At 73.3% G+C, this 18,959-nt stretch carries 21 protein-coding genes; 10 read left to right on the top strand and 11 right to left on the bottom strand.

Annotation, left to right across the window (positions count from 1 at the left end; genetic code table 11):
* The first annotated feature begins 78 nt into the window (after positions 1-78).
* The 5 genes from AB0P07_RS26380 (at position 79) to AB0P07_RS26360 (ending at position 5,179) form a co-directional block, all read left to right on the top strand.
* On the top strand, positions 79-834 hold the full coding sequence (locus tag AB0P07_RS26380; RefSeq protein ID WP_365554864.1) for a (Fe-S)-binding protein: 756 nt from the start codon (positions 79-81) through the stop codon (positions 832-834).
* Positions 831-2,309, top strand: a complete 1,479-nt coding sequence (locus AB0P07_RS26375) for a LutB/LldF family L-lactate oxidation iron-sulfur protein (RefSeq protein WP_365554862.1) — start codon at positions 831-833, stop codon at positions 2,307-2,309. The genes AB0P07_RS26380 and AB0P07_RS26375 overlap by 4 nt, the downstream gene beginning before the upstream one ends.
* Complete coding sequence (locus AB0P07_RS26370; protein ID WP_365554860.1) at positions 2,306-2,953, top strand: LUD domain-containing protein; 648 nt, start codon at positions 2,306-2,308, stop codon at positions 2,951-2,953. Before AB0P07_RS26375 ends, AB0P07_RS26370 begins: the two co-directional genes overlap by 4 nt.
* Positions 2,954-3,079: 126 nt before the next feature.
* Positions 3,080-3,865, top strand: a complete 786-nt coding sequence (locus AB0P07_RS26365) for an ABC transporter ATP-binding protein (protein ID WP_365554859.1) — start codon at positions 3,080-3,082, stop codon at positions 3,863-3,865.
* Positions 3,866-3,868: 3 nt separating this feature from the next.
* Positions 3,869-5,179, top strand: a complete 1,311-nt coding sequence (locus AB0P07_RS26360; protein ID WP_365554858.1) for an FtsX-like permease family protein — start codon at positions 3,869-3,871, stop codon at positions 5,177-5,179.
* A 72-nt stretch (positions 5,180-5,251) separates the two neighbouring features.
* Here the strand turns inward: AB0P07_RS26360 and AB0P07_RS26355 are convergent, their stop codons facing one another.
* From AB0P07_RS26355 to AB0P07_RS26345, 3 genes are all read right to left on the bottom strand, one after another.
* Complete coding sequence (locus AB0P07_RS26355) at positions 5,252-5,611, bottom strand: cupin domain-containing protein (protein WP_365554857.1); 360 nt, start codon at positions 5,609-5,611, stop codon at positions 5,252-5,254.
* A gap of 79 nt (positions 5,612-5,690) precedes the next feature.
* Positions 5,691-6,668 (bottom strand): pyridoxal-phosphate dependent enzyme, encoded by a 978-nt coding sequence (locus tag AB0P07_RS26350; protein WP_365554856.1) that lies wholly within the window; start codon positions 6,666-6,668, stop codon positions 5,691-5,693.
* Between the two features lie 8 nt (positions 6,669-6,676).
* Positions 6,677-7,357 (bottom strand): PAS domain-containing protein, encoded by a 681-nt coding sequence (locus AB0P07_RS26345; RefSeq protein ID WP_365554855.1) that lies wholly within the window; start codon positions 7,355-7,357, stop codon positions 6,677-6,679.
* A gap of 210 nt (positions 7,358-7,567) precedes the next feature.
* Here AB0P07_RS26345 and AB0P07_RS26340 point away from each other — a divergent pair, with 210 nt between their 5' ends.
* Positions 7,568-8,368, top strand: a complete 801-nt coding sequence (locus AB0P07_RS26340; RefSeq protein WP_365555056.1) for a class I SAM-dependent methyltransferase — start codon at positions 7,568-7,570, stop codon at positions 8,366-8,368.
* A 45-nt stretch (positions 8,369-8,413) separates the two neighbouring features.
* Here the strand turns inward: AB0P07_RS26340 and AB0P07_RS26335 are convergent, their stop codons facing one another.
* On the bottom strand, positions 8,414-8,719 hold the full coding sequence (locus tag AB0P07_RS26335) for a hypothetical protein (RefSeq protein WP_365554853.1): 306 nt from the start codon (positions 8,717-8,719) through the stop codon (positions 8,414-8,416).
* Positions 8,720-8,868: 149 nt separating this feature from the next.
* Here AB0P07_RS26335 and AB0P07_RS26330 point away from each other — a divergent pair, with 149 nt between their 5' ends.
* Positions 8,869-10,530 carry an alkaline phosphatase D family protein gene (locus AB0P07_RS26330; protein ID WP_365554852.1) on the top strand — a complete coding sequence of 554 codons (1,662 nt, stop codon included), beginning with the start codon at positions 8,869-8,871 and terminating at the stop codon, positions 10,528-10,530.
* Between the two features lie 204 nt (positions 10,531-10,734).
* Positions 10,735-12,111 carry a trypsin-like serine protease gene (locus AB0P07_RS26325; protein WP_365554850.1) on the top strand — a complete coding sequence of 459 codons (1,377 nt, stop codon included), beginning with the start codon at positions 10,735-10,737 and terminating at the stop codon, positions 12,109-12,111.
* 123 nt (positions 12,112-12,234) lie between these two features.
* On the opposite strand, the gene AB0P07_RS26320 is transcribed toward AB0P07_RS26325, so the two are convergent.
* The 7 genes from AB0P07_RS26320 to AB0P07_RS26290 form a co-directional block, all read right to left on the bottom strand.
* Positions 12,235-13,329: a serine hydrolase domain-containing protein gene (locus AB0P07_RS26320; protein ID WP_365554848.1), complete on the bottom strand. Its 1,095-nt coding sequence runs from the start codon at positions 13,327-13,329 to the stop codon at positions 12,235-12,237.
* Positions 13,326-14,246: a hypothetical protein gene (locus AB0P07_RS26315; protein ID WP_365554847.1), complete on the bottom strand. Its 921-nt coding sequence runs from the start codon at positions 14,244-14,246 to the stop codon at positions 13,326-13,328. The genes AB0P07_RS26320 and AB0P07_RS26315 overlap by 4 nt, the downstream gene beginning before the upstream one ends.
* On the bottom strand, positions 14,243-15,220 hold the full coding sequence (locus AB0P07_RS26310; RefSeq protein ID WP_365555054.1) for a hypothetical protein: 978 nt from the start codon (positions 15,218-15,220) through the stop codon (positions 14,243-14,245). Before AB0P07_RS26310 ends, AB0P07_RS26315 begins: the two co-directional genes overlap by 4 nt.
* A gap of 26 nt (positions 15,221-15,246) precedes the next feature.
* Entirely contained in the window at positions 15,247-15,954 is a 708-nt protein-coding gene (locus AB0P07_RS26305) for a hypothetical protein (protein WP_365554845.1), read from the bottom strand.
* A gap of 20 nt (positions 15,955-15,974) precedes the next feature.
* A complete protein-coding gene (locus AB0P07_RS26300; RefSeq protein ID WP_256111568.1) occupies positions 15,975-16,160 on the bottom strand; it encodes a hypothetical protein in 186 nt (61 codons plus the stop codon).
* Between the two features lie 98 nt (positions 16,161-16,258).
* On the bottom strand, positions 16,259-16,906 hold the full coding sequence (locus AB0P07_RS26295) for a methyltransferase domain-containing protein (protein WP_365554843.1): 648 nt from the start codon (positions 16,904-16,906) through the stop codon (positions 16,259-16,261).
* Between the two features lie 149 nt (positions 16,907-17,055).
* On the bottom strand, positions 17,056-18,057 hold the full coding sequence (locus tag AB0P07_RS26290; protein ID WP_365554842.1) for a mechanosensitive ion channel family protein: 1,002 nt from the start codon (positions 18,055-18,057) through the stop codon (positions 17,056-17,058).
* A gap of 142 nt (positions 18,058-18,199) precedes the next feature.
* Between AB0P07_RS26290 and AB0P07_RS26285 the strand changes: the two genes are divergently transcribed.
* Together AB0P07_RS26285 and AB0P07_RS26280 are read left to right on the top strand one after the other, a co-directional pair.
* Positions 18,200-18,412 carry a hypothetical protein gene (locus AB0P07_RS26285; protein ID WP_365554840.1) on the top strand — a complete coding sequence of 71 codons (213 nt, stop codon included), beginning with the start codon at positions 18,200-18,202 and terminating at the stop codon, positions 18,410-18,412.
* A gap of 101 nt (positions 18,413-18,513) precedes the next feature.
* Positions 18,514-18,939: a TIGR03618 family F420-dependent PPOX class oxidoreductase gene (locus tag AB0P07_RS26280; protein ID WP_365554838.1), complete on the top strand. Its 426-nt coding sequence runs from the start codon at positions 18,514-18,516 to the stop codon at positions 18,937-18,939.
* Positions 18,940-18,959: the final 20 nt, after the last annotated feature.

Here is an 18,959-nt window from a genome sequence, read left to right as displayed (position 1 = left end):
CCGGGTCTCCCCCGCCCTCCGCCCCGACGACTACCCTGCTTCGGGCATGCGCCCGACGATCGAACACGAGGAGCCGCGATGCGTGTCGCCCTGTTCCTGACCTGCGTCAACGACACGCTCTACCCGGACACCGGCCGGGCGGTGGTGGAGCTGCTCACCCGGCTGGGCGTCGACGTCGACTTCCCCATGGCCCAGACCTGTTGCGGTCAGGCGCACTACAACACCGGTTACCGGCACGAGGCCGAGCCGCTGGCCCGGCGCTTCGCCGACGTGTTCGCGGGCCACGACGCGATCGTGACGCCGTCGGGCTCGTGCGGGGCGATGGTGCGGGAGCTGTATCCGCGGATGGGCGAGCGGGCGCGGGCGGAGGGGCGCGGGGACGCACTCGCGGCCGCGCTGGCGCCGGTGGTCCCCAAGACGTACGAGCTGACGGAGTTCCTGGTGGACGTGCTGGGGGTGACCGACGTGGGAGCCTACTACCCGCACACCGTGACGTACCACCCGACCTGCCACGGTCTGCGCAGCCTCGGCCTGGGCGACCGGCCGCGGCGGCTGCTGGAGGCGGTGAAGGGGCTCGAACTGGTGGAGCTGCCGGGCGCCGAGGAGTGCTGCGGCTTCGGCGGGACCTTCGCCGTGAAGAACTCCGACGTGTCGGCGGCGATGGGCGCGGACAAGGTGCGCAACGCCGAGTCCACGGGCGCGGACGTGCTGTGCGCGGCCGACAACTCCTGTCTGATGCACATCGGCGGGACCATGGCGCGGCTGCGCACGGGCATGCGGCCGGTGCACATCGCGGAGATCCTGGCGAGCACTCAGGAGGCGGTGACCGCGTGAGCGGGACGTTCGTGGGGATGCCGGCCTTTCCCGAGGCGGCGCGGGAGGCCGTGGGCGACGAGACGTTGCGGGGCAACCTGCGTCACGCCACGCACACGATCCGGGACAAGCGGGCCCGCGCGGTCGCCGAGCTGGACGACTGGGCGGCGCTGCGCGAGGCGGGGAAGCAGATCAAGGACCACACGCTGCGCCATCTCGACCGGTACCTGGTGCAGGTGGAGGAGGCGGTGACGGCCGCCGGCGGCACCGTGCACTGGGCCGCCGACGCGGACGAGGCCAACGAGATCGTCGCCCGGCTGGTCCGGGCGACCGGCGAGCGCGAGGTCGTCAAGGTCAAGTCGATGGCCACGCAGGAGATCGCCCTCAACGAGGCGCTGGAGGCGCAGGGCATCCACGCCTACGAGACCGATCTCGCCGAGCTGATCGTGCAGTTGGGCAAGGACCGGCCCTCGCACATCCTCGTGCCGGCCATCCACCGCAACCGGGGCGAGATCCGGGACATCTTCCGCTCCGAGATGAGCGAGTGGGGCCGCCCGGCGCCCGAGGACCTGACGGACACGCCCGCCGAACTCGCGGAGGCGGCCCGGCTGCACCTGCGGGAGAAGTTCCTGCGGGCCAAGGTCGGCATCTCCGGCGCCAACTTCGTGGTGGCCGAGACCGGCACGCTGGTGGTCGTGGAGTCCGAGGGCAACGGACGGATGTGCCTGACCCTGCCCGAGACGCTGATCTCGGTCGTCGGGATCGAGAAGATCGTGCCGAGGTGGCAGGACCTGGAGGTGTTCCTGCAGACCCTCCCCCGCTCCTCGACGGCCGAGCGCATGAACCCGTACACCTCCATGTGGACCGGCACCACCGGCGAGGACGGCCCCCGCGCCTTCCATCTGGTGCTGCTGGACAACGGCCGCACCGACACGCTCGCCGACGAGGTCGGCCGCCAGGCGCTGCGCTGCATCCGCTGCTCGGCCTGCCTGAACGTGTGCCCGGTGTACGAGCGGGCCGGCGGCCACGCCTACGGCTCGGTCTACCCGGGCCCGATCGGCGCCATCCTCAGCCCGCAACTGCGGGGCACCGGCAGCGAGATCGACGCCTCACTGCCGTACGCGTCCTCGCTGTGCGGGGCGTGCTACGAGGTGTGCCCGGTCGCCATCGACATCCCCGAGGTGCTGGTGCACCTGCGGGAACGGGTGGTACAGGGCGGACCGGCCGTACGGAACGGAAACCGGGTGTTGTTGAGGCCGGCCAAGGGGCACGCCGCCGAGCGGGCGGCGATGCGGGCGGCGCAGTGGGCGTTCACGCACCCGGGCGCGCTGCGGACCGGCCAGCGGCTGGCCTCCCGCACCCGGCATCTGCATCCGCGCACCCTGCCCGGTCCCGGCCGGGCGTGGAGCGGCAGCCGGGACCTGCCGGCGGTGCCCGCGGAGCCGTTCCGGGACTGGTGGCAGCGCACGCGTGGCGGGAAGGGCGGAGCGAAGTGAACAGCAGGGAACGCGTTCTGGGCCGGGTGCGCCGGGCGCTGGCGGACGTGCAGGACGACGCGAGGCCCTACGAGGAGACCGTCGTCCGGGACTATCTGCGCGAGCACGGGCAGCGGTCCGTCGCGGAGACGGTGGACCTGCTCGCCGAGAACCTGGTGGACTACCGGGCCGTCGTGCACCGGTGCGCGGACGGGGAGTTGCCCGGGCTGCTGAGGCGGCTTGTGGCGGCGCGCGGTTCACGGAGCGTGGTGGTCCCGCCGGGGCTGCCACCGCACTGGCTGGCGGCGGTCGACGCGACCCGCGTCCACGACCGGGCTGCGAGCACCCCGCAGGAACTCGACGGGGTCGACAGCGTCGTGACCGGCTGCGCCGTCGCCGTCGCCGAGACCGGCACGATCGTCCTGGACGGCTCCCCCGACCAGGGGCGGCGGCGCATCACCCTGGTCCCCGACCACCACATCTGCGTGGTGCGGGTGCCCGACCGGGTCGTGTCGTCGGTGCCCGAGGCGCTCGAGCGCCTCGACCCGACCCGCCCGTTGACATGGATCTCCGGTCCTTCCGCAACGAGCGACATCGAGCTGGACCGCGTCGAGGGGGTGCACGGCCCACGCACCCTCGAGGTGGTGCTGCTGAGCGGCTCGTAACGCTGCCGGGGTGTCGCTGAGTACACCCCCCGATACGGGCTCTGCACCCAGTGTGGCCCGGCGCCGCTCTCCGTAGCGTCTTCCACGAGGCACCGCACAGGGCGGGCCGCACGGAAGGTGATGACCATGTTTCGCTCCGGAGCACGAGGCACCCACGACCCGGGCCCCGCCCCCGAGGCGCTCCGGCTCGTCAAGGTGACCCGGACGTACGGCTCGGCGGAGAACGCCGTGAGGGCCCTGGACGGTGTGACGCTGAGCCTGGGGCGCGGAACGTTCACCGCGGTGATGGGGCCGTCGGGTTCGGGCAAGTCCACGCTGCTGCAGTGCGCGGCCGGCCTCGACCGGCCGGACAGCGGCATCGTGTGCGTGGACGGCAAGGAGCTGACGGGTGGCGGCGAGGCGGAGCTGACGAAGTTCCGGCGCGGCCGGGTCGGGTTCGTGTTCCAGCAGTACAACCTGCTGGAGACGCTGACCGTCGCGCAGAACACGGTGCTGCCGCTGAAGCTGGCCGGACGGCGCGTCGACCGGAGGCGGGTGCGGGAGATCCTGACGTCGGTCGGTCTCGGGGACCGGCTCGGCCACCGCCCCGACCAGCTCTCCGGCGGTCAGCGGCAGCGGGTGGCGATCGCCCGGGCCCTCGTCACCGAACCCCGGGTGATCTTCGCGGACGAGCCGACGGGCGCCCTGGACACGCGCAGCGCCCGGCAGGTGCTGCTGCTCCTCCAGGAGGCGGTGCGGGTGCACGGACGGACCGTGGTGATGGTGACGCACGACCCGGTCGCCGCCTCGTACGCCGACTCGGTGGTCTTCCTCGCCGACGGCCGGCCGGCGGGGCGGATGGACGCCCCGACCCCGGACGCGGTCGCGGAGCGCCTCGCGCACCTGGGCGACGACGTGCCGGCGGAGGTGTGAGCGATGTTCGTACTGGCTCTCCGGTCGATCCGGCGCCGTCCCGGACGGTTCCTCGCGACGCTGCTGTCCGCCTTCCTCGGGGCGGGGATCATCATGACGTTCAACTCGATGCACGACACGGCCGGGCAGGCCGGCGTCGACCCGGTCAGTTCGCAGACGCTGGGCACGGCGGCGGGGGTGGTCGGCGGGTACGGAACCCTGCTGGTGTTCTTCGCGGTGGCCTCGACGCTGACGGTCAACGTGCGTCAGCGCACCGCCGAGCTGGAGCTGCTGCGTTGCTCGGGGGCGACCCCGGCGCAGATCAAGCGGATGGTCGTGGGTGAGGCGGTGGCCGTGGCCCTGGTGGGCGCGGCGCTGGCGATCGGCCCGGCGATGCTCGGCGGACGGGCGCTGCTCGACCTGTTCCAGGACAGCGGCCAGGTGGCGCGGTCCGTGGACTACTCCTTCGGGCCGGTGGCGCTGCTGAGCGGTGTGGACATCACGCTGCTGGCGTCCGCGGGCGCCGCGTTCCTGGCGGTGCGGCGGCTGACCCGGGGCCGCCGGGAGCGGACCGGGGCGACGCGGTTCCTGGCGTATGCGGCACTGGTCACCGGTGCCCTCGGGGCCTGCTCCACCTTCCTGTTCTCCGCGACGGACGAGGCGCTGATGGCGGCGCCGGCCTACGGGGCGATCCTGTTGTCGGTCGGTTTCGCGCTGCTGTCGCCGCGGCTGCTGAAGGGCGTGCTCGACCGGCTGCCGCTGAGCGGCGCGAGCGGCTGGCTGGCCGTGCGGAACCTGCGGAGGCGGGCGGATCAGCTGGCCGGGATCCTGGTGTCGCTGATCATGTTCACCGCCGTGTCGACGGCCACGGTCACGATGCAGGCCGTGGAGAGCGACGCGGTCGAGGCCTCGGGCCTGGTGAAGTCGGTCGACGCCAAGAACCTGGAGACGCTCAACCTCACGGTGGTCGGCATCATCGCGGTGTTCGTGTGCGTGATGCTGGTCAACTCGCTGTACGCGGCGACGACGTACCGGGCGCGTGAATTCGGTCAACAGCGGCTGGCGGGGGCGACGCCGGGGCAGGTGCTGGGCGTGGTGGCCACCGAGGGTCTGGTCCTCACGGTGACCGGGGTGTTCTTCGGCACGGTGGCCGCGCTGGCCGGCGTGGTGCCGTTCACGGTGGTCCGCACCGACGCGGTGCTGCCGGACCAGTTCCTCGGGGTGTGGCTCGCGATGGTGGCCGTGTCGGCGGCGGTGACGCTGGGGACGATCCTGGGCACGGCCCGGCGGGTGCTGCGGACACCGGCGGTGGGGGCGGTGACGGCGGCCGCGTGAATGGCGGGAGGGGGAGGGGGCGACCACCACTGCGGTCACCCCCTCCCCCTTTTCTGTCCTCCGGTCCTCCGGTCAGTCGGCCTTGGCGTACTCCTTCGCCATGCTGCCGGCGAAGTCGTACACGACGCACTGTCCGTCGCCCACCACCCAGGCGTCGTGGCCCGGCGAGCAGACGAAGACGTCGCCCGGGCCCATCTCGCTCTCGGTGCCGTCGTCCATGCGGACGTGCATGCGTCCCTCGACGACGTAGCAGTTGTGATGGATCATGCAGCTGTCGGTGCCGGCGATCGGCGCCACGGACTCCGACCAGCGCCAGCCCGGTTCGAAGGTGGCGACGGCGAAGTCGAGCCCTTCCATGTGGACGGCCTCGATGTGCCCGCGCGGAAAGTCGCGCCGCTCGTCCGGCTTGTCGAGCGTCTTTGCCTCCAGCATGACGCTCCTCCTTTCCCTGGCCCCACCACTCCATCGTCCGCCTGTCAACTCGGGGACGCCATCCGGGGGACCCATGGGGTCAGCGAGGCCCGCCGCAGAGTGCGGCGAAGCGGGCGGCGTCCACGTTGCCGCCGGAGAGGATCACGCCGACGCGGTGGGGCAGGGCGTCGATCCGGCCGTTGAGGAGAGCGGCCAGCGGGGTGGCTCCGCTGGGTTCGAGCACGGTCTTCAACCGCTCGAAGGCGAACCGCATCGCGTGGCGGATCTCGTCGTCCGAGACCAGCACGACGGCGTCGAGGAGCCGCCGGTTGAGGGAGAACGTCAGCTCGCCGGGGGTGGGCAGCGCCTGGCCGTCGGCGATGGTGCGCGGGACGGGCACGGTGACGCGCCGGCCGGCTTCCAGGGAGCGCCTGGTGTCGTCCCCGGCCTCCGGTTCGACGCCGATCACCCGGGTGCCGGGGTGCAGGGCCTTGACGGCGGTCGCGCTCCCGGCGATCAGTCCGCCGCCGCCGACCGGTGCGATCAGCGCGTCGAGCTCTCCCGTCTCCTCGACCAGTTCGAGGGCGGCGGTGCCCTGGCCGGCGATGACGTGCGGGTGCTCGTAGGGCGGGATCACGGTCAGGCCCCGGTCGGCGGCCAGGGCCTCGGCGATGGCCGCGCGGTCGCCGGTGTAGCGGTCGTAGGTGACGATCTCGGCGCCGTAGCCGGCGGTGGCGTCCCGTTTGGAGGGCGGTGCGTCCTCGGGCATGACGATCACGGCGGTGGTGCCCAGCTCGCGTGCGGCCAGGGCGACGGCCTGGGCGTGGTTGCCCGAGGAGTAGGCCGCGACGCCCCGGGCCAGCTGCTCCGGCGTGAGGCGGGAGGCGGCGTTGTAGGCGCCGCGGAACTTGAAGGCGCCGACCCGCTGGAGGTTCTCGCACTTGAGGTGGACCTCGGCGCCGACGAGGGCGTCCAGGGTGCGTGAGCGCAGGACGGGGGTGCGGTGTGCGACGCCCTCGATGCGGGCGGCGGCGGAGCGGACGTCGTCGAGGGTGACCGGCGGGGTGGTGGACGTCACGGGGGTCCTCAGTGGGTGTCGGCGGCCGGGCCGGGGACGGCGCGGGCCTGGGAGAGGTAGTGGTAGGCGGAGGCGCGGGAGATGCCGAGCCGGGCGGCGACGTGCTCGACCGAGCGGCGTACGGCGAAGACCCCGCGCCCGTCGAGGTCGCGGAACAGCTCCAGTCGCCGCTCGCGGTCCAGCGCCGCCCAGCTGGTGTCACGGCGCAGCGGGTGGTCGTCCACGATGGCGTCGACCACGGCGTCGATGTCGTCGCCGAAGGTGGTGGCCGGTACTTCGGCGGGGGTGCGCGCCATCCCGGCGAGGGCGCCTAGGAGGGCGTGGGCGCGGTCGACGGCGGTGACGTCCAGGTTGACGCACAGGGCGCCGAAGACGGCGCCGGTGGAGTCGCGCAGCACCATGGTGGAGGACTTGAGCAGCGTGCCCTCGCGCGTGCGCGTGACGTAGTTCAGCTCGTCGCGCGCCTCGTCGCCGCGGGCGAGCACGCGCATGCCGATCTCGCTCATCGCCCCGCCCACCGTCCGCCCGGTCACCGACCCCGCGACGGCGACGACCGAGTGCTCGGGATGCCGGTAGTCGTGGAGCACCGCCTCGCAGACCGGCCCGAACGTCGCGGCGATGCCGTCGACCACGGGCCGCAGCGCGGCGAGGACGGCGTCGCGTTCGGCGTCCAGTGCGGGTTCGGTCATCTTCTGGGCCTCCTCGCTCGACTCCGAAGCCATTCAGACTACACGTCCAGCACCTGGACTGAAAGTCCAGACATCTTGGACAGGGAACGGCGGGAGTGCGCGGCCCGGCTCGGGTATGTGTCCCGCTACCACGAGGCCGGCACGACCGGCGACCACTGGCCCCGCCCGGCACTCTTCCTGTCCGAGTCACTCGTACGGAGGTCGTCCCCCATGCCCGAGGACGCCAAGTCCCCGAAGAAGCTGCGCAGCAACCGTGCCGCGCTCACGCACAAGGCCGGGTACGCGCTGCGCCACCCCGAACGCGTCGGCCCCTTCGTCCGCCGGGCGGGCCGGGACGCGTGGCTGCGGATCAAGCACCCCGATCACGTCGGCTACTACCGGGCGGTGATGGCGTCCGACAGCCGGCGCGCCCCGGAGGCCGCGGTCGGCAGCCGGACCCACGAGCGCTGGCTGGCGCTCGGGCGGATGCAGTTCGACTACCTGATCGAGCACGGGCTGCGTCCCGGGCACCGCATGCTCGACATCGGCTGCGGCAACCTGCGCGGCGGCTGGCGCTTCATCGACCACCTCGACACCGGTCACTACTACGGCATCGACATCTCGCCGGACATCCTGATCGCCGCCAAGGAGACCCTGGCCGAACGCGGACTCCAGGCGAAACTGCCCCACCTGACCCTCACCGGGGATCTGCGGCTGGAGTTCCTGCCCGACGGCCACTTCGACGTCGTCCACGCGCACAGCGTCTTCTCGCACTCGCCCCTGAAAGTCATCGACGAGTGCCTCGCGCACGTCGGCCGGATCCTGACCGACACGGGATTCTTCGACTTCACCTTCGACCGGACGGAGGGCACCGAGCACCATGTCCTCCGCGAGGACTTCTACTACCGCACCGACACCCTGCTCACCCTCGCCGCCCAGCACCGCCTGCACGCCCGGTTCATGGAGGACTGGGAGAAGCGGCCGCACGGCCAGTCCAAGATCCGGGTGAGCCGCTCGCCGCTGACCGAGTAGACGCGCACCGAACGACGCGCTCAGGGCCGGACCGCGCGTCCGGCCCTACGGACGCGGATTGACGCGCCGCCAGGCGGGCCGGGAGTCCGCGCCCCGGCGGCCGGCCGCGGCGGCGCAGCGGGGGCAGACCCGGCGGACGGCGTCGGCGGCGCCACCGGACTCGGGGAGCACATCGGTCCAGGTCACCGCGGAAAACCGGGAGAGCCCCGACCGGTGGAGGGACAGCCCGCACACGGTCTCGTTCCGGCCCTGTTCCCAGGCGTGCACCTCACCGGCCGGCAGCCAGCGGCCGTCGCCCTCGTCCCACCAGCGGCCGGAGGCCGCCACGTCGTAGCGCCGTGTTCTGGCCATGGCTCCCGGGTGCCCCGGAGGGAGCGCGCCCACACGCACGCACGTACCTCCGCCTGTGTGATCACTCAGCAAGCCCTTCCGGTTCAAGGCGTTTTGTCTGCTTAGCATGCGGGGTCCGCGCATCGCCCCGTTGTACGAGAGGACACCAGATGGCGCCCACGGGCCGTCCCAGCGCACTGGCCGAGCACGCCTTCTCCCCGCACGACGCCGTGATGGGCGCCGCCGTCCGGCACCTCGGCCGCCGGCGCTTCCTCACCGTGACCGCGGCCGCCGCCGCACTCGCCTTCACCACCAACCTGCCGGCCCGGGGCGCGGTCGCCGCCCCCGAACGCGCCGCCCGGATCAGCAAGGACCCCTTCACCCTCGGTGTCGCCTCCGGCGATCCGCTGCCGGACTCGGTGCTGCTGTGGACCAGGCTGGCGCCCGAGCCGTTCCTGGAGGACGGCGGGATGGGCACGGAACGGGTGACGGTCGAGTGGGAGGTGGCCCTGGACGAGTACTTCGCGGGTGTCCTGTTCCGGGGCACCGCCGACGCGCACGCCGAGTACAACCACAGCGTCCACGTCGACGTGAAGGGCCTGACGCCCGGGACGGTCTACTACTACCGCTTCCGCGCCGGGGCCTGGCTCAGCCCTGCCGGCCGCACCCGCACCGCGCCCGCGGCGGGCAGCGCCGCCGCGTCGCTGAAGCTCGCGGCGGTCGCCTGCCAGGCCTACATGGACGGCTACTACACCGTGCTCCGTCATGTCGCCGAGGACGACGTCGACGTGGTGTTCCACCTCGGCGACTACCTGTACGAGTACGCGGTGAACTCCACGGGCGGGGAGCGCCACTACACCGATGTCACACTGCCCGACGTGTTCAACCGCGAGACGATGACCCTCGCGGACTACCGGCTGCGCTACTCGCTCTACAAGACCGACGAGGACCTGCGGGCCGCGCACGCCCGGCATCCGTTCGTCGTCGCCTGGGACGACCACGAGACCGAGAACAACTACGCGGGCAGCGTCCCCGAGAACGACATCCCGCCGTCGGAGTTCCTGCTGCGCCGGGCCGCCGCGTACCGCGCGTACTGGGAGAACCAGCCGCTGCGCGCCGCCCAGTTGCCGCAGGGTCCCGACGCCCGGCTGTACCGCCGGCTGCAGTGGGGCACGCTCGCCCAGTTCGACATCCTGGACACCCGCCAGTACCGCTCCGACCAGGCCTACGACGACCGGCCGCACGCCCCCGGGGCCGAGTCGGACGACCCGGCGCGCACCATCACCGGCACCGCGCAGGAGCAGTGGCTGCTCGACGGCTGGAAGGCCTCCACCGCGCTGTGGAACGTGATGCCCCAGCAGGTGTGCTTCTCCCAGCGCAAGTTCGACGCGACCGCCGACGCCGCGCTGTCCATGGACGCCTGGGACGGCTACCGGGCCTCGCGCGACCGGGTGGTCGCCGGGGCGAAGGCCGCCGGCGTCGACAACTGGCTGATCCTCACCGGCGACGTGCACGTGGGCTACGCCCTCGACGTCAAGGAGGACTTCGACGACCCGGCGTCCGCCACCGTCGGCACCGAGGTCACCTGCACCTCGGTGGCCAGTGGCCGGGACGGTGTGGACAAGCCCGCCAACTGGGACCTGTACATGCGGGCCAACCCGCACATGAAGTTCTACAACGGCAGGCGCGGCTACGTCCGGGCCGAACTGGGCCGCCAGGCCACCCACCTCGACTTCAGGACGGTCTCCGCCATCAGCACACCCGGCGCCGCCGTCACCACCGCCGCGTCGTTCGTCACCGAGGCGGGCGAGCCGGGACTGAAGCCCGCCTGATCCCCCGGTCCCGCCACGCCGCGGGAGCGCGCCGCGTACTGCACATGGCACCCGCCGCGTCCCCCATCGCGCGAACCAGACCGGGGTCCGGCATCCCCGCGGATCTTTGCGGCAAGGCCTGTGACTTCGCCGCAGGCGCACCGTGCCCCACGGTCGCCCACCGAACACCGCTGTCTCGCACAGCACTCGAAGGAGGCACATCGCATGGTCGGCAGACATGCCGCGCGCAGCCGCCGCGCAGCCCTCACCGCGCTCGGCGCCCTGGTCCTTACCGCACTCCCCTCGGCCGCGTCGGCCGCACCGCCGCCCGTCCCGGGGCCGCGGCCCGCCGTGGCCCGCACCCCCGACGCCGCCGCGGCCCCGGCGCGCATGCTGAGCGCGATGGAACGCGACCTGGGGCTGGCGCCGGGACAGGCGGCGGCCAGGCTGGTCAACGAGGCGGAGGCGGGCACCCGTGCGGGCATGCTGCGCAACACGCTGGGCGACCGCTTCGCCGGGGCGTGGGTGAGCGGCGCCACCTCGGCCGACCTGACCGTGGCCACCACCGACGCCGCGGACACCGCGGCCATCGAGGCCCAGGGCGCCGAGGCGGCCGTCGTCGACCGGAACCTGGCGGACCTGCGCGCGGTCAAGGAGAAGCTGGACACCGCCGCCGTCCGGACCCGGACCCGGCAGACGCCGGTCTGGTACGTCGACGTGAAGACCAACCGGGTCACCGTCCAGGCCACCAGCGAGTCGGCGGCGAACGCCTTCCTCGCGGCCGCCGGGGTGGCGGGCCAGGACGTGGGCGTCCGGGTCTCGCCGGACCAGCCCCGGGTCCTGGAGGACCTGGTCGGCGGCGACGCCTTCTACATCAACGACCAGGCCCGCTGCTCCATCGGGTTCTCCGTCACCAAGGACGACCAGCAGGGCTTCGCCACGGCCGGGCACTGCGGCGACCCGGGCGCCACCACCACCGGGTTCAACGAGGCCTCCCAGGGCACCTTCCAGGCCTCGACCTTTCCGGGCAAGGACATGGCCTGGGTGGGCGTCAACTCCGACTGGACCGCGACGCCGGACGTGAAGGCGCAGGACGGCGAGAAGATCCAGCTCGCCGGTTCGGTGGAGGCGCTCGTGGGGGCCTCGGTGTGCCGTTCCGGCTCGACCACGGGCTGGCACTGCGGGACCGTTCGGCAGCACGACACGAGTGTCACCTACCCGGAGGGCACTGTCGACGGGCTGACCGAGACGACGGTGTGCGCCGAACCGGGCGACTCCGGCGGCCCCTTCGTGTCGGGCACCCAGGCGCAGGGCACCACGTCCGGCGGCTCGGGCGACTGCACGAACGGCGGGACGACCTTCTACCAGCCGATCAATCCGTTGCTCAGCGACTTCGGCCTCACCCTGAAGACCACCTCCGCCGCGTCGCAGACGCCGGCGCCGCAGGACAACGCGGCGGCGGACGCGTGGACCGCGGGCCGGGTCTACGAGGTCGGCACCACCGTGTCCTTCGACGGTGTGCGCTACCGGTGTCTGCAGAGCCACCAGGCGCAGGGCGCCGGATCACCGGCGGACACTCCGGCCCTGTGGCAGCGGGTCTGACGGACGGAAGGCTCCGTCCTAAACACGACACACACTGCACGACGAACGACACACGGCGCTCGACGCTCGACGCTCGACGCTCGACGCGGGGTCGCTTCGCGCGGCCCCGCGCCGAGCATCTCGCTATCCCTCCGCCAGGAGCGCGTAGGCGGTGGCGATGAACGGGTCACGGGCGCGGAAGCGCCGGGTGCACACCGCGGCCAGCGCCGTGTCCGTGTCGGGCCGGAAGCCCAGGAACGCCTGCTGGCCCAGGGTGGCACCGCTGTGGAAGTACATCGGTCCGCCGTCGGTGGGGTGCCGGAACCAGCCCACGGTGTGCACGTGCCGGTGCCCGAGTCCCCGCCGCAGCACCGGCACCCGTACCGCCCGCAGCGCGCCCGCGGCGGGTGAGCGGGACGGGTCGAGGTGCGCCTCGAGGAAGGTGAGCAGGTCGTTCGGGGTGGACCGGACCGCTCCGGCCGCCTGGAAGCCGCCCGCGTCGAAGGCCGGCACGGGGGTACGGCCGTCCTTGCGGTGGCCGACGGCGTCGGTTTCGGGCCCCTCCGCGCGCAGGGCCGTTCCGCTCAGGCCGAGGGCGCGCAGCACCTGCCCGGTGATCAGGTGGTCCCAGGGGGTACCGGTGGTCGCGGCGACGGCGTGGCCGAGCACGGAGACACCGTAGTTGGAGTAGTGCCAGCGGGTTCCGGGGCGGTGCCTGGGCGGGTGCCGCAGGAAGGTGTCGACCAGCCGCTCGGCGGAGTACCGGGCGTAGGGGTTGGTACGCCAGGCGGGCAGGCCCCGGCGCAGGAAGCCGGGGGGCAGTGCGGGCAGTCCCGACGTGTGGGTGATGAGGTGGGCGAGCGTGACGGGGTGCGGGCCGGGCCGCGCGCCGGGGTCCAGGCAGGTGACGGCCGGCTCACCGCCGGTCAGCACGCCGCGCCGGATCAGGCGGGTGAGCAGCAGCGCGGTGAAGGTCTTGGACGCCGACCCGGTCTCGTAGCGCAGGTCCTCGCGGGGGACGTCGGGGGGCGGGGCGGTGCCGCCGCTGTGCAGGGTGCGCCGGCCGCGCCGGGAGACGGCGAAGACGACGTCCGGGGCGTCGGAGGCGTCCACGGCCTCGGCCAGCCGCTCGCGCAGTGCCGTCTCGTCGGCCGGTGCGGACCCCCGCGGGGTGCCGGTGTCCGGGGCGCGTTCGTCGGTGGCGGGGACGCCGGGCCAGGGAGTGCGGCGGCCGGTCACGACGCGGAGTGCGCCAGCTCGGTGAGGGCGCGTGAGGTGGCCAGCAGGGAGGCGAAGGCGGCGACCAGGGTCGGGTGGTAGACCACGTCGAACACCGCGTCGGGTTCGCCCTCGGGCATGGTGCGTACGGCGGGCATGGCGCCGTCGGGCTGCTGCGCGGCGGCGAAGCCCCGCCAGGCGGCCTCGTCGAGGGTGGGGCGGGGCAGGCAGGCGTCCACCACGAGGAGTTCGCCGAGCAGGTCCCAGCGTTCGAGGTCCAGCCAGTCGTCGATCCAGACCGGGAGCCAGGTGGCGAGGTAGTCGGCGACGTCGGGCGGCAGCCCGCCCGGGTTCTCGCCCCAGTCGGTGAGGTGGAAGACGGTGTGCGTGATGTCGTACGCGGTGTGGCCCTCGACCGTCCACGGCTCGGGGGTGCCGGCCAGCCAGGTGGTGGCGACCAGGTCGGCCTCGGGCGGACGGGCGGCCAGGCCGAAGCGGCGCTGGAAGGCGGACAGGCCGAGGCGCCGGGTGGGGGTCACCGGGATGCGTGCCCAGCTGTCCAGCCGGTGGTTGAGGACGGTGGCGCTCTCGATCTCGGGCTGGCTGTAGCCCAGTTCCCGAAACGGCAGGTAGACCTCGAAGGGGGCGGGCGAGAAGGGCTCGATGCGCTGGCCGCGCACCAGCATGCGGCCGCCGTCCAGCGTCTCGCGCCAGGTGTGGTCGAGCAGTTGGCGCGCGAGCTGGGCCTGCCGGGAGCCGGCGACGCCCTCGCGGAAGAGGACCTTGCAGATGAGGGCGAGTTCACCGATCGGCTTGAAGCGTTCCAGAAAGCCGATCTCCGGGTCCACGTCCGGCTCCAGGCGGAATGCGTCGCGGTGGGCCCACAGCCACTCCAGGGCACCGGCTCCGACGCGGTGGATCAGGCGGGTGTCCGTCATCCCGGCGCTCCTTGTCCGGCGTGCTGTCCTGTGCGGGGTGCGGTGTGCCGCACCCCCGGCGGGGCTGCCGTCGCCGCCGTGGTGAGGGCCGCCGCGAAGGCGGCCATGAGGGTGGAGTGGTAGCAGTCGGTGAAGTCGTAGGGATCCGGCCCCGGGTCGGGCCCGGCGGCGTCCTGGGCGGCGCCCTCCTCGGGGATCGCGCCGGACGGGGCCCGGGCAGCCGCGACACGCTGCCAGGCGTCCTCCAGGACGGCCGGCTCCGGGGCGCGCGGCAGGCTCGCCGCGACGGCGAGCAGCTCGCAGCTCAGATCGTACATCCGGGCGTCCAGGCAGGTGTCGAGCCAGGGCGGCAGCCAGTGGAGCAGATAGTCCGCCAGGTCCGCCGGCACGCCCCGGGCCTCGCGTCCCCAGTCGGTGAGGTGGAAGACGACGTGGGTGAGCGCGTATCCGGCCTGGCGTTCGAAGGTCCAGGGTTCCGGCAGGCCGCCCAGCCAGGTGCGCTCCAACGCCTGCGGCATGCCCCCGTGCGGCCGGATGCCGCTGCGCCGCTCGGCCTCGAGCACGCCGAGGCGCCGGGTGGGGTACTGCTCGGTCTGCCGCCAGCCGCGGGTGCGGGCCACCACGGCGGCGGACGCCTCGTAGCCGGGGTGGCGCAGTCCGGCCGAGGCGAAGGCCGCGTACACCTCCAGCGGGTAGGTGGCGAAGGGCTCCAGCGACTGCATGAGCGGGAAGAGTTCGCCCCGGTGGGTCTGCTGCCAGGTGAAGTCCAGCAGTTCGGACGCGCGGGCGTGCAGCGGGTCCCCGGGCGGGGTGCACCGGCACACGGACGCGCAGACCTGGGTCAGCTCGCCGAGCGGCTTCCACGTCCGGTTGACCTGGCCTTCGGCCGCCAGGGCGTCGTCGCCGAGCGCGAAGCGGTCGCGGTGGGCCCACACCCAGTCCAGCGCGGCCGCCTCGACCTCGCGCACGCGCACGTCGTGCGCGCTCCCGTCCCGGACGTTCACAGCAGGACTCCGGCCGGCATCAGTCGCGCCGCTTCCAGTTGCAGGGCCACCCGCGGGTCGGAGCCTCCCATGAGGCGGACGAAGTCCAGGCCGGCCTCGAGGCCGAGGGTGTCGGGGACCCCGTCCAGCAGGGTGAGCCAGCGCCCGGCGCCGGCCGCCTGCTGCCAGTCGCGGCGGCGCACCGCCCGTACGAAGCCGCGGGCGACGTCCACGGGCCGGGCACGCGCCACGCGAGTCACGGCGCACTCCTCGCCGGGCAGCGCGAGCGGGGCGAGGACGGCGAGCTGGTGGGTCAGGAACTGCCAGGACGCGTCGTCGAGCCAGCGGGCGTCGGGTTCGGTGCCCGGCTCGTCGGCGAGCGGGCCGTCCAGGGGTGGTTCGGTCCGGCGCAGGGCGCGGGTCATGGCCCAGTGGCTCCACACGACGGTGGGTGCCGCGTCGTCGCGCGGCGGGTGGGCCGCCACGGCGTCCTTGAACACGGTGAGTTGTGCGGGCTCGGGCGGCACGCGCAGCAGGACGCCGGGCAACAGGGTGTCGGCGCCCAGGACGCGTACCGCCGCACGTGCGACGCCTTCTCCGGCGCCGCCTCCCGTCAGGGTGCTCCCCGCTCGCACGTGGTCTCCGCTCCGAAGAGCGGAGACCACGTCGGATGCGAGGTCAAGCACCGTTCCCTGCAGGAGGGCCGATGTGCTCGACTGCTCCATGTCGTTCTCCCGTCGGTCCGTCAGCCCTTCTTCGGGCGCGGGGTCGGCGGCGAGAGCAGGAGGTTGCCACCTCCGGACTGCAGGGCGAGCGCGGCACACTCGCGGCTGTCACGGAAGACTCCGTCGGGCTCGGCGGGGTCGAGTACCGCGTCGATGTCGATGTTCTCGGTGCGGACTTCCTCGAGCACCTTGTCCTTGGAAGGCATTTCACCATCTCCCTCTGGTAGCCAAATGGCCTTCACACCCAAGGGTGTCCGGTAAGTCCCAGAACATGCCTTACTTCACAAAATTCTCAGAAGGTCACTCATTCAACAACAGACACCCGCACGAGGCGCCACACGTGGTCCTCGCGGAAGCCCTCGACCCCCTCGGGCGAGACGCTCGGCCGGCGAGCCGTCCGACGTGTCTCGACGCTCCACTCCCCCTCGGGCAGGGCGAGTTCGGCGAGAACGCCGTCCAGGGTGGGGAAGACCGCCTCGAAGGGCGGTTCGCTCTGCCAGGAGGGCCAGCCGGCGTGCATCACGACCAGCAGGGTGCCGCCGGGCGCCACGGCCCGTGCGGCGGCGCGCAGCACCGCCTGCTGGTCGAGCTCGACCGGGGACTGCAGATAGTGGGCGCTCACCAGGTCGAAGGAGCCTTCGGGGAACGAGGGTCCCAGCTCGTGGCGTTCCCAGGCGACGCGGTCGCCGACTCCGGCCTCGGCGGCGTGCCCGGCCGCGCGTGCGAGCGCGGTGGCGGAGATGTCCGCACCGGTGACCCGCCAGCCGCGCGAGGCCAGCCACACGGCGTCCGCGCCTTCGCCGCAGCCGAGGTCGAGCGCCGTGCCGGGGGCGAGGCCGGCCGCCTCCTGGACCAGCAGCTCGTTGGGGCGCCCGCTCCAGACGCGGCCGGTGTCGCGGTAGCGGGCCTCCCAGAACTCCGCGGCCGGGGCCTCGGCGGGGGTGTCGGTCATGGTGCCTCCTGAGCGGGCGGGGCGGTCTGCACGGCGGGGCGCGCGTCGCACGCGCGTCCCGTGTGCAGGCTGCCCCCGCCGGTCAGAGGTCGCCAAAGTTGTTTGCCGGTCCGGCAAATCCGGCGTCGGTGGGCCGGCCCGTCAGCGCGTCAGCGCGTCAGCGCCTGGGGCTCGTCCTCGGGATCGTCGGTGCGCAGCCACACCGTCCGCCGCGGGAAGGGGATCTCGACGCCCGCGTCGTCCAGCGCCTCCTTGACCCGGCGGCGCAGCTCCCGGGTGACGCCCCACTGCTGGAGCGGCACGGTCTTGACGGCGAGGCGCACCAGCACCCCGTCGGCGTCCAGGGACTGCACGCCCCACACCGCGGGATCCTCCAGCAGGACGTCCGCGAAGTCGGGGTCCTCGCGCAGCGCGCGGCCGGTGTCCTCCAGGACGCGGTAGACGGTGTCGAGGTTCGCCTCGTGGGCCACGGCGACGTCGAGGACGGCACGGGCCCACTCCTGGCTGTCGTTGCGGACGCGCAGGATCTCGCCGTTGCGGATGTGCCACAGGCCGCCGTTGAGGTCGCGCACGTGGGTCAGGCGCAGGCCGACGTGCTCCACCTCGCCGACCGCCTCGCCGAGGTCGACGGAGTCGCCGACGCCGTACTGGTCCTCGACCATGATGAGCAGCCCGGACAGGTAGTCCGCGACCAGGCTCTGGGCGCCGAAGCCGATGGCCAGGCCGACCACTCCGGCGCTGGCCAGCAGCGGGCCGAGGGCGATGCCGACCTGGTCGAGCACCATGGCGACACCGACCATGAAGAGCACGATGGTCACGGCGCTGCTGAGCACCGAGCCGATGGTGCGGGCCCGCTGCTCGCGGCGCTGCCGGGCCCGGGACCGGTCGCGGTGCAGGACGGCGGCGCCGCGGGCCGGCCTGCGGGGGCGGCTCTGTTCGGCCTCGCCCGCCGATGGTTCCAGGACCCGCTGGACGACCCGGGTGATGGCCCGCTTCGCCACCGCGCGCAGCACGAGCAGGATCACGACGATGAGCGCGATGCGCAGGGGTATCCCGATCAGTGCCGCGGTGTGGTCGCCGATCCAGTCCGACCACGAGGCCGCCAGGTGCGGGTTCGTGGCCGGTTCGGCGGGCGGGGAGGTGTGCGACATCGGCTCGGCTGCTCCGTTCCTCGGGGACTGCTTGTCTGCCGTCGGGGCCCCCTACCCGGGAACCGCGCGAACATGACGGCTTTGACCGGCGCGTACCTGGGCACCCGCGGGGCGTCGTCCCACAACGGAAGGGGCCCGCGGCGTGGTTACCGTTGCCATCCTGCTACTGCCCGGACTGGGGTTGCTGTTGTTCGGCATGACCTGTCTGGAGGACCGGCTGTTCGGTGATCCGGCGCCGCGCCGGCACGCGCGGCACCGGCACCTGCGCCTGATCCCCGGCGGCCGGAGCCACCGCTCCCTGGGCCCCCGCCCGGAACCGGCGCAGGCTCACGCGTCCGAACGGGACGCCGCCTGAGCGGAGCCCCCGCCGCCTGACGGACCCCGCCGGGCGGGCCTGCGGCAGGCCGGGCGATGCTGTTCCGGAAGGAACGCACGCGGCGCGGGTGAGGAGAGCGGATGGACACCGGGGAACGGTTCGACGTGGACGACGCATTCGTCCGGTTCTGGCAGGAGCGCCGGATCTGCTTCCTGTCGACGCCACGGGCCGACGGGACGCCCCACCTGGTCCCGGTCGGGGTGACGTACGACCACGCCACCCGCACGGCGCGGGTCATCACGAGCCGGGACACCACGAAGGCCCGCAACGTGCGGCGGGCCGCCGGAGCGGTCGTCGCCGTGGGCCAGGTGGACGGCAGGTACTGGTCCACGCTGGAGGGCGTCGCGTCGGTGCGGGACGACGCCGCGGCGGTCCGCGACGCGGAGGCCCGGTACGCCGCCCGCTACCGGCAGCCCCGGGCGAACCCGGAGCGGGTCGTCATCGAGATCGACGTACGGCGTTTCCTCGGCACGGTGCGGCCCCTGCCCGCCCGGCCGGACGCGTGACGCGCCCGGCCGGGCAGGGC

Origin of the sequence: Streptomyces sp. NPDC085944, from assembly GCF_040686295.1 — a bacterium.
Lineage (GTDB): Bacteria > Actinomycetota > Actinomycetes > Streptomycetales > Streptomycetaceae > Streptomyces > Streptomyces salinarius.
This window is presented reverse-complemented; position numbering and strand designations above follow the sequence as displayed.